Source organism: Methylobacterium sp. BTF04, from assembly GCF_010692745.1.
Classification (GTDB): Bacteria; Pseudomonadota; Alphaproteobacteria; order Rhizobiales; family Beijerinckiaceae; genus Methylobacterium.
Window position 1 is genome coordinate 209,273 of the sequence record NZ_JAAHTB010000002.1, and the last position, 15,467, is coordinate 224,739.

At 67.0% G+C, this 15,467-nt stretch carries 13 protein-coding genes; 5 read left to right on the top strand and 8 right to left on the bottom strand.

The window, feature by feature from the left end:
- Window positions 1-244: 244 nt before the first annotated feature.
- The 3 genes from G3T14_RS02460 to G3T14_RS02470 are packed head-to-tail and all read left to right on the top strand — an operon-like array spanning window position 245 to window position 3,065.
- On the top strand, window positions 245-1,183 hold the full coding sequence (locus G3T14_RS02460; RefSeq protein WP_163639659.1) for a glycine betaine ABC transporter substrate-binding protein: 939 nt from the start codon (window positions 245-247) through the stop codon (window positions 1,181-1,183).
- Window positions 1,180-2,337, top strand: coding sequence for an ABC transporter permease subunit (locus tag G3T14_RS02465; RefSeq protein ID WP_163639660.1), 1,158 nt, complete (start codon window positions 1,180-1,182; stop codon window positions 2,335-2,337). The genes G3T14_RS02460 and G3T14_RS02465 overlap by 4 nt, the downstream gene beginning before the upstream one ends.
- Window positions 2,334-3,065, top strand: coding sequence for an ABC transporter permease subunit (locus G3T14_RS02470; RefSeq protein ID WP_163639662.1), 732 nt, complete (start codon window positions 2,334-2,336; stop codon window positions 3,063-3,065). The genes G3T14_RS02465 and G3T14_RS02470 overlap by 4 nt, the downstream gene beginning before the upstream one ends.
- 6 nt (window positions 3,066-3,071) lie before the next feature.
- Here G3T14_RS02470 and G3T14_RS02475 read toward each other — a convergent pair whose 3' ends face one another.
- Together G3T14_RS02475 and G3T14_RS02480 are read right to left on the bottom strand one after the other, a co-directional pair.
- Window positions 3,072-4,226: a L,D-transpeptidase gene (locus G3T14_RS02475; protein WP_348645196.1), complete on the bottom strand. Its 1,155-nt coding sequence runs from the start codon at window positions 4,224-4,226 to the stop codon at window positions 3,072-3,074.
- Window positions 4,227-4,294: 68 nt separating this feature from the next.
- On the bottom strand, window positions 4,295-5,251 hold the full coding sequence (locus G3T14_RS02480; protein ID WP_163639666.1) for an extensin family protein: 957 nt from the start codon (window positions 5,249-5,251) through the stop codon (window positions 4,295-4,297).
- A gap of 193 nt (window positions 5,252-5,444) precedes the next feature.
- On the opposite strand from G3T14_RS02480, the gene G3T14_RS02485 reads away from it, so the two are divergent.
- Both G3T14_RS02485 and G3T14_RS02490 read left to right on the top strand, forming a co-directional pair.
- Window positions 5,445-7,544: a M3 family metallopeptidase gene (locus G3T14_RS02485; RefSeq protein WP_163639668.1), complete on the top strand. Its 2,100-nt coding sequence runs from the start codon at window positions 5,445-5,447 to the stop codon at window positions 7,542-7,544.
- A 76-nt stretch (window positions 7,545-7,620) separates the two neighbouring features.
- The gene (locus tag G3T14_RS02490) at window positions 7,621-8,451 is read left to right on the top strand and encodes a hypothetical protein (protein ID WP_163639670.1); all 831 of its coding nucleotides are present in this window, start codon (window positions 7,621-7,623) and stop codon (window positions 8,449-8,451) included.
- A 28-nt stretch (window positions 8,452-8,479) separates the two neighbouring features.
- Here G3T14_RS02490 and G3T14_RS02495 read toward each other — a convergent pair whose 3' ends face one another.
- The 6 genes from G3T14_RS02495 to recQ all read right to left on the bottom strand — a co-directional run bounded on the left by G3T14_RS02495 (window position 8,480) and on the right by recQ (window position 15,388).
- On the bottom strand, window positions 8,480-8,731 hold the full coding sequence (locus G3T14_RS02495) for a hypothetical protein (RefSeq protein ID WP_246732863.1): 252 nt from the start codon (window positions 8,729-8,731) through the stop codon (window positions 8,480-8,482).
- 422 nt (window positions 8,732-9,153) lie between these two features.
- Entirely contained in the window at window positions 9,154-9,495 is a 342-nt protein-coding gene (grxD, locus tag G3T14_RS02500; RefSeq protein WP_163639672.1) for a Grx4 family monothiol glutaredoxin, read from the bottom strand.
- A gap of 133 nt (window positions 9,496-9,628) precedes the next feature.
- Window positions 9,629-9,865 carry a BolA family transcriptional regulator gene (locus tag G3T14_RS02505; RefSeq protein WP_163639674.1) on the bottom strand — a complete coding sequence of 79 codons (237 nt, stop codon included), beginning with the start codon at window positions 9,863-9,865 and terminating at the stop codon, window positions 9,629-9,631.
- A gap of 32 nt (window positions 9,866-9,897) precedes the next feature.
- Window positions 9,898-12,123: a phosphoribosylformylglycinamidine synthase subunit PurL gene (gene purL, locus G3T14_RS02510; RefSeq protein WP_163639676.1), complete on the bottom strand. Its 2,226-nt coding sequence runs from the start codon at window positions 12,121-12,123 to the stop codon at window positions 9,898-9,900.
- 140 nt (window positions 12,124-12,263) lie between these two features.
- Window positions 12,264-13,406 (bottom strand): hydrolase, encoded by a 1,143-nt coding sequence (locus G3T14_RS02515; RefSeq protein ID WP_163639678.1) that lies wholly within the window; start codon window positions 13,404-13,406, stop codon window positions 12,264-12,266.
- Window positions 13,407-13,534: 128 nt separating this feature from the next.
- The gene (recQ, locus tag G3T14_RS02520; protein ID WP_163639680.1) at window positions 13,535-15,388 is read right to left on the bottom strand and encodes a DNA helicase RecQ; all 1,854 of its coding nucleotides are present in this window, start codon (window positions 15,386-15,388) and stop codon (window positions 13,535-13,537) included.
- Between the last annotated feature and the right edge of the window lie 79 nt (window positions 15,389-15,467).

A 15,467-nucleotide genomic window follows, 5' to 3' on the forward strand; every position in this document is an offset into this window, starting at 1 on the left:
GTTCGGGATCGATCTCGTCGAGGGCGATCACCGCTCCGGATTTTAGGCGATGCGGGACCGCCAGCCCTCTCGATCGATGGACAGCGCTCCGAAGCGAGAGCGAGGCGTCGCCCGTTCCGCGGAGCGTGTCAAGCGCTTCGCGGCGTATGAATACAAGGGTCGGGGCCTGGATGTTACAAGGTGATACATTTGCGCGTCACGCCCCGGATCATCGGGGTCGACCGCCATCACATCGTCCTAACGCATGTTAGCATCCCCACGCTGGGCATGCCTGAAAACCCGCCGCGTGGCTTTGGCCGGGCTCGCGGCCTTGGTGGTGTCCGGCACGGTTCGTGCCGCAGACGCTCCGATCGTCGTTGCCTCCAAGAGCGACACCGAAGGTGCGCTCATGGGGGCGATGATCGCCCTGATGCTGGAGCATCTCGGCCTGTCGGTCACACGCAAGCTCGGCCTCGGGCCGACTTTGATCGTGCGCAACAGCCTCTTGTCGGGAGAGATCGACGTCTATCCGGAATATACCGGCAACGGCGCGTTTTTCACCGACACCGTGGCGGACCCGGCCTGGAAGACCTCGGAGGGCGCCTTCGACACAATCCGACGGAGCGACGCCGCCCGCGGCCTCGTCTGGCTCGACCGGGCGCGCGCGAACAACACCTGGCTGATCGCGATCAACGGCGCGCTCGCCCGGCGCGAACATCTCAGTAGCATGGCGGATTTCGCCGGCGCGGTACGCCAGGGCCTGATCCTGCTTGCGGCCTCCACCGAGTTCGTCGAGAGCCCTGCTGCGCTACCGTCCTTCGAGTCGGCTTACGGGTTCCACCTGGAGGCCGATCGCATCATCAGCCTGCCCGGAGGCGACACCGCCGTGACCGCGCGAGCGGCGGCCCAAGGGATCAGCGGCGTCAATGCCGGCATGGTCTATGGGACCGACGGCGCTTTGTCGGCCCTCGACCTCGCGGTGATGAGTGATCCGCTCGGAGCGCAGATCGTCTACGAAGTGGCCCCGGTGATCCGAGCCGGGACCTTGGCCCGCCACCCCGGCATTCGCCCGGCTCTGGCGCGGGTGTTCGACGGCCTCGACGCCCCAATCCTGCGCGCGCTGAACGCCGCGATCACGGTCCAGGGTGAGGTACCCGAAACGGTGGCACGTCGGTACCTGACCGAGCGGGGGTTGTTGGCGTGAGCGCACGCATCCGGCCGCTACCCGGCATCCTGGCGCTCGGCTGGGTCATTGCAATGGCTGTCGCCCTCCTGACGCTGCCGGCGCTGCGCATCGCGCCCAATCGCCTCGTCGTCGGTACACCGGTGTATGGACTGGAGGTGTTTGGCTGGTGGGTTGCCGCAATCCTGGCCTCCGGGGCGCTCTGCGTAGGCCTTCTCGTGGCGGCGACGACGCGGCGGCGTGCCCTCGTCGCTCTCGGGTTTCTGGCTCTGTGTGCCATCCTTCTCGCTCTCGGGCTCGGGGCCGGCGCGGCGCATCGGATGGTTGGTCAGCCGCCGGCGGCACGCGCCAGCTTAGGCGCCGGCATCTGGAGCGCTGCCGCTCTCCTCTCCTTCACGATGGGCTTCGCCGTTCAGGCAAGCCGCATCGCCGGCCTGGGGCTCTTCGTTCCGGTCCTGCTCCTCGCGATCCTTGGGACGGCCGGCCATCTCGGAGCCTTCGACAGCCTGTCGCTTGCCGTCGAATACGCCGCCCGGCGCGAGGCGGTGAACGAAGCCGTTCTCCAGCATCTCGGGCTCGCGGGGGGCGCGGTGCTCCTCGGCATCGCGGGCGCCGTGCTGCTGTCCCTGTGGCGACGGGGCCAGGGCCTCGTCGCAATCCTGGTCGGAGGGGTTCAGGTGATTCCTGCGGTTGCGCTACTCGGAGCCCTGGTCGCCCTGGTGTCGGGCCTCCTGCGCCTAGTGCCGAGCCTGCGCGATATCGGCCTCTCGGCGCTCGGCGCCGGGCCGGCACTGATCGGCATCGCCGCCTATCTGCTGCTGCCGCTGTGGCGCGGGCTCGCCACCGCCCTGCGGGCGCCCGATCCGGCGAGCCTCGACGCCGCCACGGGGCTTGGGCTCACCCGCAGCCAGATTCTCTGGCGCCTGCGCCTGCCGCTCGGCGCACCGATATTGGTGGGAGCCCTGCGGGTCGCCGCGGTACAGAGCCTCGGGCTCGCTACCCTCGGCGCGTTGATCGGCGCGGGGGGCCTCGGCCGGATCGTCTTCGATGGGATGGCACAATTCGCGCCGGACCTCATCCTGCTCGGCGCGATTCCCATCGTCGCCCTGTCGCTCGGAGCCGAGCGGGGCCTGAGCCTCGCCGAAGACGCCGCGCGTCTCCGGTTGCGGGCATGACGCTAATTAAACGCGTGCGGCCGGCCCTCGGCCTCGGCCTCACCGGCCTTGCACTCGGCGCGGTGAGTCTGCCACCGGTGGCGATCCGTCTGGCCGAAGCCCTCGGCGAGCCACCGCGACGGGCACTCGATCTTCACCGCCTGTCGGAGCTGGCCTGGCAGCATCTGCAACTGGCCGGCACCGGTTTCATCCTCGTGGCACTGGCGGGGATCGCCTTCGGTATCCTGGCGACACGAGACTTCGCCGCCGCAGCGCGGCCGGCCATCGACAGCATCGCCGCGGGCGCGCAGGCGGTGCCTCCGGTGGTGGTGGTGGCGCTGGCGCTTCCTGTGCTGGGCTTCGGCGGACCACCGACGCTTCTGGCGCTGGTGGCTTACGGGGTGATGCCGGTGTTACGCGGCACCGTCGGCGGGATCCAGGCGGTGTCGCCAGACGCCCTCGACGCAGCGCGTGCCGTGGGGCTGACCAAGGCCCAAATCCTGACCCGGGTCGAGCTCCCACTGGCATGGCCGGTCATCCTCGAGGCCCTGCGCACCGCCCTGGTGCTCGCCGTGGCCACCGCCGCGGTCGGAGCGTTGGCGGGCGCATCGACCCTCGGCACCCCCATCATCGCCGGACTCCAGAACCAGAACACCGTGCCGATGCTGCAGGGCGCCGCCGCCACCGCCGCGCTCGCCTTCCTGGGCGACGCGGCGCTGATCCTCGTCGCCGGAATGTTGCGGCGATAACGCGGGCTACTTGTCCGCGAACTCCACCTTCGCGCCGCGTTCGGTGCGGGAAGCGAGATCGCGCGCATCCCAGTTGGTCAGTCGGATACAGCCATGCGACTCGGTCTTGCCGACCTTCTCGGGCTCCGGCGTGCCGTGGATGCCGTAGGAGGGGATCGACAGGTCAATCCACACCAGTCCGACCGGATTGTTGGGGCCGGGCGCGATGGTGAATTTCGACTTCGATTTGACCCCGTCGAATTTGTACTTCGGGTTGTAGGTATAGGTTGGCCGGAAGGCGACGCCCTCGACGGTGGCCTCGCCCGAGGGGGCCGGCTTCTCCTCGCTGCCGATGGAGGCGGGATAGGTGGCCCGCAGCGTCCCGTCCTTGCTAAAGGCACGGACCTGATGGCTGTCCTTATCGACGGCGATGCGGACGATGTCCTTCTCGGGTTTTTCGGAGTCTTTCTTGCCAGGCTCCTTCTTGCCGGATTCCTTCTTGTCCGAATCTCCCGGCTTGCCGGTCTCCATCGGCTTCACCGCCGCCACCAGGATGCTAGTCCCGGTCCGGCCGAAATCCGCATTGGGATTCAAGGCGGTGAGGAGGTCGGGCGCCATGTGGAAGCGTTCGGCCAGCATTTCACGGGGGCTGGTATAGCCCATGGCGTCGAGGTCGGACTGATCCTCCATCTTTGCCGGGATCTTGTCGACGTAGGGACCGGCCGCATCCGCCTCGGAGATCGTGTACTCGGCCAGAACCGGACCGGTGCTCGCAGCCTGGAGCTTGTCGAGCAGGTCCGCGCTGAGGCCGGTGGGCTTCGGAAGGTTCTGGATCGCCGCGAACGCGGTCAGTGCGGCCCGCATATTGTCGCCGTCACGTCCGTCGATGGCGCCGGGCGAGGCATGGCCCCGGTCGAGGAGCACCTGGACCTTGATCAGGAGCGGCTGCGGCGCCTTGTCCCGTCCGGCGGTCTTCTCGGTCTTCTCGTCCTCTTTCGGCGCGCTGAACGTCGCCCCGTCGATGGTCTCGCGGGTCAGCGGCGGCTGGTCCTTCGGCTCGGCCTTTCCCGCCGAGTCAGCCTTGTCCGCAGGCCTGGCCTGCTCCGCCAATGCCGTGCCCGAGAGGCAAGCCAATGCAACGGCCGCGAGGCCGCCGCGTGTCACGATCCGACGCAGAGTCACGAGTGTTGTCTCCATAGGCCGCACGGCCCTGCTGATAAGCTGCAGCGCGACCCCGCCGTTCCATCACCCTATTGGCAGAGACGGTGTCCCGCGGGGCGCTCGCGCTCATCGAGATGGAGATGGTTGGCGTGCGCCGGGTCTGAACCCGGCCCGAGCACGGTTCGAAAGTAGCCGCAGGCCTTGGCCCGCACCGCGGCGAGGAACGTCGCCTCCGGGGCACCCTCGGGGAGAGCCACCACGGCGATGGCGGCGCGGTTGGCGAAGCCGAAGCCCATCACGTCGATGCCGTTGGCGAAGCTGTGCTCGCTCAGCTTGGCATCGGGATCGTGGTTCTGGCCGCGGCACTCGTAGGAGGTGCCCACCGACAGGCTTTTCAGCGGCCGCCCGAGATCGCGCTCGGCTGCCACCTGGGCCTCCGTAGCCCAGCGAGCCAACGCTTCGGCCGCACCGCAGACGAGGGTCGCCGGTGGATCGAGGGCGAGGCCGCCGGCCAGGCTCGACAGCTTGAGCGGCTTGGCCGCGCCGCATTGGCCGTTGGCGATGGCCGGCAGCGGCGCGAACGCGGCACCGAGGCGCTCCAGGCGTTGGCGGCAGGCAGTGTCGTCCGGGGCCGCCACCGTCAGGGCGAGCGGCGTCTCGACCGAAAGCTCGGCCGGGCGCGGCGGGGGGAGGGGGAGGGCGCCCGGCTCCGGAGCCGGCAGCACTTCGGAGGATTTGGGCTCGGGAGTTTTGGGCTCGGGAGTTTTCGCGGTCTCCGGGGCCTTGGGGGTACCCGAGAGTTCCGGTGGCCGCTCGGGCGGGAGCGGGGCATCCGCCACGGGATTGGCCGGCGGTCCATCCGGCACCTTGGTCAGTTCGGCAGGACGCACAGGCGGAACCGGCGGCGGCATCGGGATCGCGGTGGCGTCGGACGGCACGATTCCCGCCTGCTGCGCCAAGGCCCCGGATGCGTCGAGGAGGAGCGCCAGCAGCGCGCAGCGGAGTAGGGCCGACGAAGTGGCAGCAGACGAGCGAGGCGGGTGCATCCCGATCCAATCCCGATCCGGCCTCGCGAGGTGTCTCGGAGGGCCAGTCAGGCGCGCACGATCGGGGTGTTGTCCGATCCGGGCAATGACACGGAATCCACGCTCGTCATCAAACGGCGGCCGTTCGCCTTTGCGCTCGGCCGTCGCGTGCTTACCTTAGCGCCGTGCGGACGACCGACGACCAGGAATGACGATGACTGCCGAGACACCCAACGCCTCCGACGCTGCGGCGAGCCCCCCGACCAGCAGCGCAACGATCGGTCCGTTCGCGGATCGCGTCTGGACCACCCCGCACGGGCTACCGCCCTTCGAGAGTATCCGCGCCGAGCATTATCTCCCGGCCTTCGAGACGACACTCGCCGCCCACGCGTCCGAGATCGCCGCCATCGCGAACAATCCGGATGCGCCGACCTTCGACAACAGCGTCGCCGCCCTGGAGCGCGCCGGGCTCGATCTCGATCGGGTCGCCAGCGTGTTCTTCAACCTGAGCGGCAGCAACACCGATTCGGAGCTGCAGGCCGTCGAGCGCGCGATCACGCCGCGTCTGGCCCGCCACGGCAGCGCCATCTACCTGAACCCCGATCTGTGGGCCCGCATCTCGGTGATCGATGCCGATGCGGAGAACCTCGGGTCGGAGGAGCGTCGGGTTCTCGACCGCTACCGCACACGCTTTCGCCGCTCAGGCGCCGATCTCGCGCCCGAGGCCAAGACCCGCATGGCCGAGATCGCCGGCCGCATGGCCGAACTCGGCACCAGCTTCAGCCAGAACCTGCTTGCCGACGAAGGTGCCTTCGCGCTGCCGCTCGACGGCGAGGACGATCTCGCCGGCCTGCCGCCGTTCCTGCGCTCGGCCGCAGCGTCCGCAGCCAAGGAGCGCGGTGGGACGCATGCCCACGTCATCACCCTGTCGCGCTCGCTGATCGAGCCGTTCCTGGTGTTCTCCACGCGCCGCGATCTGCGGGAGAAGGCCTACGCGGCGTGGTCGAAGCGCGGCGAGAGTGGCGGCGAGACCGACAACCGCGCCATTATTGCCGAGATCGTATCCCTGCGCGCCGAACGTGCCCGGCTGCTCGGGTTCGACAGCTTCGCGCACTTCAAGCTCTCCGACACCATGGCGCGCACGCCCGACAACGCCATGGACCTGTTGCGCAACGTCTGGACCCCGGCGCACCATCAGGCGGCGACCGAGCGCGATCGGCTTCAGGCATTGGTGCAGGCGGAGGGGCACAACTTCGCCCTCGCACGGCACGATTGGCGCCACTACGCCGAGAAACTGCGCCGGGCCGAGCACAACCTCGACGAGGGCGAGATCAAGCCGTACCTGCCCCTCGACGGTGTGATCGCCGCCTCGTTCGATACGGCCACGCGCCTGTTCGGGCTGCAGTTCGAGGAACTGGCGGACGTGCCGCGCTACCATCCCGACGTGCGGGCCTGGGCGGTGCGGAATGCCGACGGGTCCGAGGTCGGGGTGTTCCTGGGCGATTATTTCGCCCGCGCCTCGAAGCGCAGCGGCGCCTGGATGAGCGCCTTCCGCTCGCAGGAGCGGCTCAACGGCACGATCACGCCGATCATCGTCAACGTGATGAATTTCGCCAAGGCTCCCGAGGGTGAGGCAACGCTGCTGTCGTTCGACGACGCCCGCACGCTGTTTCACGAATTCGGCCACGCCCTGCATGGGCTCCTCTCCGACGTGACCTACCCGCTGTTGGCGGGCACGGCGGTTGCCGGCGACTTCGTCGAGCTGCCCTCGCAGCTCTACGAGCATTGGCTCGAACAGCCGGAAGTTCTGCGCGAGCACGCCCGCCATTACCGCACCGGCGAGCCGATGCCGGAAGACCTGCTGAAGCGCCTGCTCGCCGCGCGCACCTTCAACCAGGGTTTTGCCACCATCGAATACACGTCGTCGGCGATCGTCGACATGACCCTGCACCTGTCGAATGCCGGCGAAGACGGGCTCGATGTGCTGGACTTCGAGGCCGATGCGCTCAAGCGGATCGCGATGCCGCCGGAGATCTCCATGCGGCACCGCTCGCCGCATTTCGCGCATATCTTCTCGGGCGACGGCTATGCGGCCGGATATTACAGCTACCTATGGTCGGAGGTGCTTGACGCGGATGCCTTCGACGCGTTCCGCGAGGCCGGCAATATCTTCGATCCGGAGATTGCGGCGCGCCTGCGCAAATTCGTCTACGGAGCCGGCAACCTGCGTGATCCCGGTGAGGCCTACATCGCCTTCCGCGGGCGACTGCCGAGCATCGATCCGCTGCTGCGCCAACGCGGTCTCGCCACCTGATCGGGCGCCAGTGGTAACGATTTCGTAAAGAAGTATCCTTAACCAATGCTTCTTGCACCATCGGGAAGCATTGGTCATGACGGATCAGGACACCTCGCCGGAAGCGCTGCTGAAGCAGGTGATCACGAGCGCCAAGGCGGCACACAAGCCCGCCGCGCCGACGCTCGTGACGGAAGCGGCCGTCGAGCCGGCCCGCATCCCGCAACCCAAGGCCGGTTTGAGGTTCGACCCGCGCCTGATCGGCTTGGTCGGCGGTGCACTGGCCATCGGTGTGGTGCTGGGTGCCGGAGCGGCGAGCCTCGCCGGCGCCCATGGCGACCGATCGGGTGACACGTTCGTACAGGTCCAGACCTCTCTCGACGCCGCCCGTGGCGAGACCGAGCGCACACAGGCGCAGGTGGAGCGGATCGGTAAAAGCATTTCGCAGGTGCAAGACAGCGGCGAGGCGACCCGCATCGAAGCCCGAACCCGCGGCACCGCATTGACGGAGCGAATCACACGCGCAGAACAGGCTTTGACGGGCAAGATCGCCGCATTGGCCGACAAGCTCGAACAGGCAGAGAAAGAGCAGGCTGCGCAAATTACTGCATGGACCGCTCAGAGCGAAAAGCGTCCGGCTGTGCAGGTCTCCGCTTCCCCCGCTGCGGGCCCTGTGACGACTACACAGTCGGACCCCACGCAAACCGGGGCTCTCGCCGACAAGCCCAAACCTTCCCCGACCGAAAATTGGGCGGTGCGTGAGGTCTATGATGGGATCGCGATGTTGGAAGATCGGAAGCGCCGGCTCGTCGAGGTCGGGCCGGGAGATGTGGTCCCGGGTGTCGGTCGGATCGAGGCTATCGAACGGCGGGGTAAATCATGGGTTGTCGTAACACGCCAGGGAACCATCACCCCACAAACATGGTAGGCGAGGAAAGTGTAGCCGGAACGCCAAGCTAAGACGCTTGGGTCTCAATCTCGATCTCGACGAAACCGACTGGATGGCGCGGCTCCATCGTCATCGGGTCTGCCATCATCGCGCCGCGTGCCGCGCGATTGCGGCCATGCGTCAAGGCCCGGCTCTGTGCCTCCTGCGAGGGGTGCAGAATCGCGGCAAGAAAGGCGTGGCCTTCGAATTCGGCGTCTAAGTTCTTGGATTCAAAAACTGGCATGACGGTCACTCGACCTGAGGCCTTGCGTCCCTTCATCGGGTCCGCAGAAATCGGCTATTCGCATACAATGTGGACAACGGCAATAAGTTCCGTGACCGCCCGATTATTTACCATTAATTTACGTTCGCATTGCGCAAAAGGTTTCGCAGTGCGGCAGCGCACGTGATTACAGTGGTCGGCTGCGGTTTTCAGTAATCGCGGTTCTGGCTCGCGAACCCCCAAACGGGGCGACACGACAGCGTCTTTGATACCTTCGACGCCGCTGCAAGGCCGCGCAGGCGCGTTTCCAAAGCGCTGCAAAAGCGATGGTTTTCACCGGTTATCGGACCGCCCTTGGGATGCTCGTCGGCGGCAAGGGTGGAAACCGGCCTGCAAAGCCTCGAGACCGGATAAGCGCTGCAGACACGAAAAAGGGCGCTCGCGCGCCCTTCATCGACTTACGGACAGTCTGTGGCGTGTCAGGCGGCGGTCGCGGCCTTCACCGGAACGCCCTTCTCGGCGAGGAATTGCTGCAATTCCCCCGACTGAAACATCTCGCGGGTGATGTCGCAACCACCGACGAACTCACCCTTCACGTAGATCTGCGGGATCGTCGGCCAGTTCGAGAACGCCTTGATACCGTCGCGGATCGCCATGTCGTCGAGGACGTTCACGCCCTTGAACGGCACTTCGAGGTAGTTGAGAATCTGCACGACCTGTCCGGAGAAGCCGCACATGGGGAATTGCGGCGTGCCCTTCATGAACACGACCACGTCCTGGGACTTGATCTCGGTCTCGATCAGGGTGTTGGCGTCGCTCATGAGGATCCTCGTGATTTAAAGAACGGCCTACGTCACCGTTCAGGTCAGGATTGATTCGTCGATTTCAAGGCCGCCGCTTCCACGATCAGTCGGAGGATGGCTTCGACCTCCGAGGTCTCCCTCGGCGTGTCCCTCAATCCTGGGGTAGGCCGGTGGTGAGCGCAAGGGCGTGCAGCACGCCACCCATGCGCCCCTGAAGCGCGCCGTAGACCATCTGGTGCTGGGCCACCCGCGTCTTGCCCTTGAAGGCCGACGATAGGACGGTGGCGGCATAATGGTCGCCGTCGCCGGCCAGATCCTTGATCTCGACCTGCGCGTCCGGCAACGCCTGCCGGATCATGTCTTCGATCTCGCGCGCATCCATCGGCATGATGTTGAACTCCTGGAGGTCTTTTGGGTCGCTCAGGCCTGAACGCCGGCGGGCTGGCTCGCCATGTAGGCCGGCAGCCATCCCTCGTGGGTGTCGCGCAACGCAGCCACCGATATGGTCTCGCCGCCGGGGAGCGTCAAACGGTCGGAGCCTGTGACGCCGACGGCGACGGCTTCGATCCCCTGTGCCGAGGCGCTGTAGAGCAGGTCCGGCACGGTCTCGGGGTGGACGGCGAGAAGGTAGCGCGCCTGATCCTCGCCGAAGAGGTAGGCATGAGTTGCCAGTCCGGCCGGGGTCTCGGGGAGAGCGGCGCCGATGCCGCCGGCCATCGCCATTTCGGCGAGCGCCACCGCGAGGCCGCCGTCGGACAGGTCGTGGACCGTATCGACGCGGCCGGAAGTGATGAGTTCGCGGACGAAATCGCCGTTACGGCGCTCGATGGCGAGATCCACCGGCGGCGGCGCACCCTCTTCACGGCCGGCGATGACAGCGAGATAGACCGATTGGCCGAGCCAACCGGCGGTGGCACCAACCAGCACCAGGATGTCGCCCTCGCGCTTGAGGTCGATGGTGGCATGAACCGTCACGTCGTCGAGGACGCCGACGCCGCCGATGGTCGGGGTCGGCAGGATACCGACGCCGTTGGTCTCATTGTAGAGCGACACGTTGCCGGACACGACGGGGAAGTCGAGGGCGAGACAGGCCTCGCCGATCCCCTTGAGGCAGCCGATGAGCTGGCCCATCACCTCAGGCTTCTCTGGATTGCCGAAGTTGAGGTTGTCGGTGATGGCGAGGGGCCGCGCTCCCACGGCGGTGAGGTTGCGCCAGGCTTCCGCTACCGCCTGTTTGCCGCCCTCCACCGGATCGGCCTCGCAATAGCGCGGGGTGACGTCGGCCGTCATGGCGAGGCCCTTGGGGCCGTCCTCGACACGCACGATAGCCGCGTCGCCACCCGGCTTCTGCACCGTGTTGCCACCAATGTAGTGGTCGTATTGCTCGTAGACCCAGCGCTTGGACGACAGGTCCGGCGAGCCGATGAGCGCCTTCAGCGCCGCCGCGCTGCCCATCGTCTCGGGCACGTCGGCGGACGCGATCACCGGCTGATGGGTGTTGGCGATGTGCGGCCGGTCATAGAGCGGTGCCTCGTCGCCGAGTTCCTTGATCGGCAGGTCGGCCATGACGACACCGTCATGCTTGACCACGAAGCGCAGCGTGTCGGTGGTGTGGCCGATGATCGCGAAGTCGAGGCCCCATTTCACGAAGATCGCCTCGGCCTCGGCCTCCATGCCGGGCTTGAGCACCATGAGCATCCGCTCCTGGCTCTCGGACAGCATCATCTCGTAGGCGCTCATGCCGGCCTCTCGGGCCGGCACCTTCTCGATGTGGAGCTCGACGCCGAGATCGCCCTTGGCGCCCATCTCGACGGCCGAGCAGGTGAGGCCGGCAGCGCCCATGTCCTGGATGGCGATGACGGCGCCGGACGCCATCAGTTCGAGGCAGGCTTCCAGCAACAGCTTCTCGGCGAAGGGGTCGCCGACCTGCACGGTGGGGCGCTTCGATTCCGAGGATTCGTCGAATTCGGCCGACGCCATGGTGGCACCGTGGATGCCGTCGCGGCCGGTCTTCGAGCCGAGATAGACGATGGAATTCCCGACCCCCGTCGCCGCCGCGTAGAAGATCGCGTCGGTCTTGGCGAGACCCACCGCCATGGCGTTGACGAGGATGTTGCCGTCGTAGCGCGAGTGGAAGCCCATCAGGCCGCCCACCGTCGGCACACCGAAGGAATTGCCGTAGCCGCCGATGCCCGCGACCACGCCCGAGACGAGGTGACGGGTGCGCGGGTGATCTGGCGACCCGAAGCGGAGGGCATTGAGCGCCGCGATCGGCCGCGCGCCCATGGTGAACACGTCGCGAAGGATACCGCCGACACCGGTGGTCGCACCCTGATAGGGCTCGATGAAGCTCGGGTGGTTGTGGCTCTCCATCTTGAAGACGCAGGCCAGCCCGTCGCCGATGTCGATGACGCCGGCATTTTCGCCCGGCCCCTGGATCACCCACGGTGCCGAGGTCGGCAACCCGCGCAGATGCTTTCGCGACGACTTGTAGGAGCAATGCTCGTTCCACATCGCCGAGACGATGCCGAGTTCGGTCAGGGTCGGGTCACGCCCGATGAGGCCGCGGAACCGCGCGTACTCGTCCGGCGTCAGGCCGTGCTGACGCACCAGTTCGTCGGTGATCGGAACATCGTTGCGGAACATTCGGCCTCTCTCGACACGATTCTGCGCGGCCATCTCGCCGACGTGTCCGTCTTTGTCGAGACGGCTCTAGAGGGTAACGCCGCGCCCTGGCAACACGCGATCGCGGAACGGCGCGCACGCTTCACCGGGATCGGCGTGGATCACGCGTCCTCATCGCCTTCGATCGGCACGGCGCGCAGTCGGTCGATGGCTGCGTGGACCGGCTCCGCCCCGGCAACGAACGCCACGTAATCGAAGGCCGTGGGCAGGCGGCTCGACATCAGAAGCTGGAAGTGCATGCGGAACAGGTTCCATTTGCGCCGGGCGATGATGCGCTGTTCGATGAGGTCCTCGATCCGCACGTGGATTTCCGCTGGCCGGTGCGCTGCCGGGGCCGGAATGCGGGACGCGCTCAGCGGATTGCGCCGATGCACCGAGAGCCAATCCCATTTCGCCCGCACGTCGAGCCAGCGAATCGCATCGGAAGCGGCGACACGCGCCAAGGCGTCGCGCATTTCCTTTGCCCGCGGATCGAGGGTGATCCAGGGAATGACGCTGCCGATACTCACGAACGACACCGGCGTGCCGCGTGAACCGAAGTCGGGGTCACGCAGCAGCACGCGGTCGAGGGCTTCGAGACCGAGGAAGCTCGACGAGGAATGACCGATCACCACGATCTCGCTCGCATGACCCTCGGCGGCCGCGATGGTGGTGGCAAAGGCATCGAGGCGATCACGCATCCGGGGCTCGGCGCCGCCGGCATGGTCGTGGGTGAAGGCGGTGTCGTCCACCAAATGGGCGACATAGAACGGCTTGCCCCGGGTCGCCCCCATCAGCAAGGCCAGGATCGCGTAGGCCACCACGGGCACGAGCAGTGCCGCCCATGGCAGGGCGAAATCCGGGACGAGGCGCAGCAGGCTCGCGGCGAGAAGGAGACTCGCCAGGACGAGCGCGGCATAGATCCGGTGAACGCCGATGATGACGCGGGCAAAGCGGCGGGCTTCGCTCCGGAAACTCTTGACGTAGCCGGTGCGGTAGAGCCGCCACCACAGAACCGGAGCCCCGACGAGACGGCGCCAATTCGACCGTGGAAAACGCGCGCGGACGATGTCGTCCCAGCGCAGCAGGCAATACCGAGTCTCGGTGTCGTCGGCCCGGATCTCCCAATCCAGCCTGAGGCCGTCGGCGGACCGGTGCGGATCGCTCACCGTGATCGCCATGCCGCGCCGGACGGCGGTCAGCCGGCTTTCGCGACGGAACAGCCCCCAATAGGTCTCCGGCTCGCGCGGATCGAATCCGGGCATGTAGAAGACCTGACGCGGTAGATGAGGTGATTCCTGGGAGATGGGTCGTCCGTCCGGTTGCGATGGGGCGTCGAGAGCAAACCCGTCCCTACACGATCCACGTCAGGCGAGACGAGTGCGAAACCGCATCAGCCCGAACCGGTGGCGGCGTGGTTGAGGTGCTCGGCGATGGCCGCGACGAAGCGATCGCCATAGGCCTCGCGCTTGCGCTCGCCGACGCCGTGGACCGTGCGCAGGGCATAGAGGTCCACCGGCTTCATCCGCGCCATCTCGATCAGAGTCCGGTCGGGAAACACCATGAAGGCGGCGATGTTGTCGGAACGCGCGATGGTGGCGCGCAGACCGCGCAGGTGCTGGAACAGCGCTTCGGTGGCCGGATCGAGGTCGAGATTGGCGTCGTCACGGGTGGCCGAGCGCTTGCGGTCGCGTGGTTCGGCGGCCTTCGGCTCCGGGTCGGGCCGCATCTGGATGGTCTCGCGCCCGAACAGGATCGCTTCGCCCTTGTCGGTGAGGGAGAGCCCGCCGAACCCATCGCCGTTCTCCGAGACGGCACCGGCCGCGAACAGCTGGCGCAGCATGGCGCGCCACGCGGTGACCGGCTTGTCGGCACCGACCCCGAAGGTCTTCAGCGCGACATGGCCGTTGCGGCGGATCGTGTCGGATTCCTTGCCGTGCACCACGTCGCAGACATAGGCCGCGCCGAAGCGCTGGCCGGTGCGGACGATCGCCGAAAGCAGCTTCTGAGCCGGCACCGTGGCGTCGATGAGCGAAATGCCGCTCCGGCACAGATCGCAGCGGCCGCACGGCTCGCTCGCCTCGCCGAAATAGCCCAGCAGCGACTGACGCCGGCAGGTGGCGCCCTCGCACAGCGCGATCATCGCCTCGAGCTTGCGCCGCTCCACCCGGCGGCGCTCGTCCGGCACGTCCTTCTCGTCGATCTGGCGTCGACGCAGGGACATGTCGTCGAGGCCGTAGATGGTGAGCGTGTCGGCGGGCAGGCCATCGCGCCCGGCGCGGCCGATTTCCTGGTAATAGCCCTCGACATTGGACGGCATGTCGGCGTGGCAGACGAAGCGCACGTCGGGCTTGTTGATGCCCATGCCGAAAGCCACAGTGGCGGTCATCACCACCCCGTCCTCCTGTAGGAACGTGTCCTGATTCTTCATGCGCGTGCCCTGGTCGAGGCCGGCATGATAGGGCAGGGCGTTGAAGCCATCCTTGGCCAGGGTCTCGGCGAGCTGTTCCGTGCGTTTCCGCGACGAGCAGTAGATGATCCCGCTTTCCGAGCGGCGGTGCTTGAGGAACCGCTCGATCTGCCGTGTCGGATTGTCCTTCGGCGTGAAGGTCAGGCGGATGTTGGGCCTGTCGAAGGAATGGACGAAGGCCTTCAATTCCCGCCCGGCCGGAAATAGCCGTTCGGTGATGTCGGCCCGCGTCGCCTTGTCGGCCGTGGCGGTGAGCGCCAGCGTCTGGACGTTGCCCAACGCCTCGCGCGCGCGCGACAGATCGCGATATTCGGGTCGGAAATCGTGGCCCCATTGCGAGACGCAGTGGGCTTCGTCCACGGCCAACCGCCGCACGCCCGCCCCGCGCAGGGCCTCCATCAAGCCTTCCATCATCAACCGCTCCGGCGAGACGAACAGCAGCCGCAGATCGCCGGAGCGGATTTGGCGCCAAGTCTCGCGGGCTGTCGCCTCCGCCACCGAGGAGTTGAGAGTGGCCGCGGCCACGCCGAACCCCAGCATCTGCTGCACCTGATCGTGCATCAGGGCGATCAGGGGCGAGACCACCACCGTCAGGGAGGATTCCACCAGCGCCGGCAACTGATAGGTCATCGACTTGCCCGAACCCGTGGGCATCACCGCGAACACGTCCGTCCCGTCGAGGACCGCGCCGATCACCTCATCCTGGCCGGGACGAAAATCGTCGTAGCCGAAGGTGGTCTTGAGCGCGCGCCGGGCTTCGTCGAGACGAGAGGTCATCGATACCTTTGCTTGGAAGCGTCGTAAGCTCGGGCACGGAGCGACTGGTGTCGACATCCGATACCGGACTTTCGGAATG

Coding starts and splice junctions, on each gene's coding strand:
- G3T14_RS02460 (WP_163639659.1), top strand. CDS start 245: ATGTTAGCATCCCCACGCTGGGCATGCCTGAAAACCCGCCGCGTGGCT.
- G3T14_RS02470 (WP_163639662.1), top strand. CDS start 2,334: ATGACGCTAATTAAACGCGTGCGGCCGGCCCTCGGCCTCGGCCTCACC.
- G3T14_RS02480 (WP_163639666.1), bottom strand. CDS start 5,251: ATGCACCCGCCTCGCTCGTCTGCTGCCACTTCGTCGGCCCTACTCCGC.
- G3T14_RS02485 (WP_163639668.1), top strand. CDS start 5,445: ATGACTGCCGAGACACCCAACGCCTCCGACGCTGCGGCGAGCCCCCCG.
- G3T14_RS02490 (WP_163639670.1), top strand. CDS start 7,621: ATGACGGATCAGGACACCTCGCCGGAAGCGCTGCTGAAGCAGGTGATC.
- G3T14_RS02495 (WP_246732863.1), bottom strand. CDS start 8,731: ATGAAGGGACGCAAGGCCTCAGGTCGAGTGACCGTCATGCCAGTTTTT.
- grxD (WP_163639672.1), bottom strand. CDS start 9,495: ATGAGCGACGCCAACACCCTGATCGAGACCGAGATCAAGTCCCAGGAC.
- G3T14_RS02505 (WP_163639674.1), bottom strand. CDS start 9,865: ATGCCGATGGATGCGCGCGAGATCGAAGACATGATCCGGCAGGCGTTG.
- purL (WP_163639676.1), bottom strand. CDS start 12,123: ATGTTCCGCAACGATGTTCCGATCACCGACGAACTGGTGCGTCAGCAC.
- G3T14_RS02515 (WP_163639678.1), bottom strand. CDS start 13,406: ATGCCCGGATTCGATCCGCGCGAGCCGGAGACCTATTGGGGGCTGTTC.
- recQ (WP_163639680.1), bottom strand. CDS start 15,388: ATGACCTCTCGTCTCGACGAAGCCCGGCGCGCGCTCAAGACCACCTTC.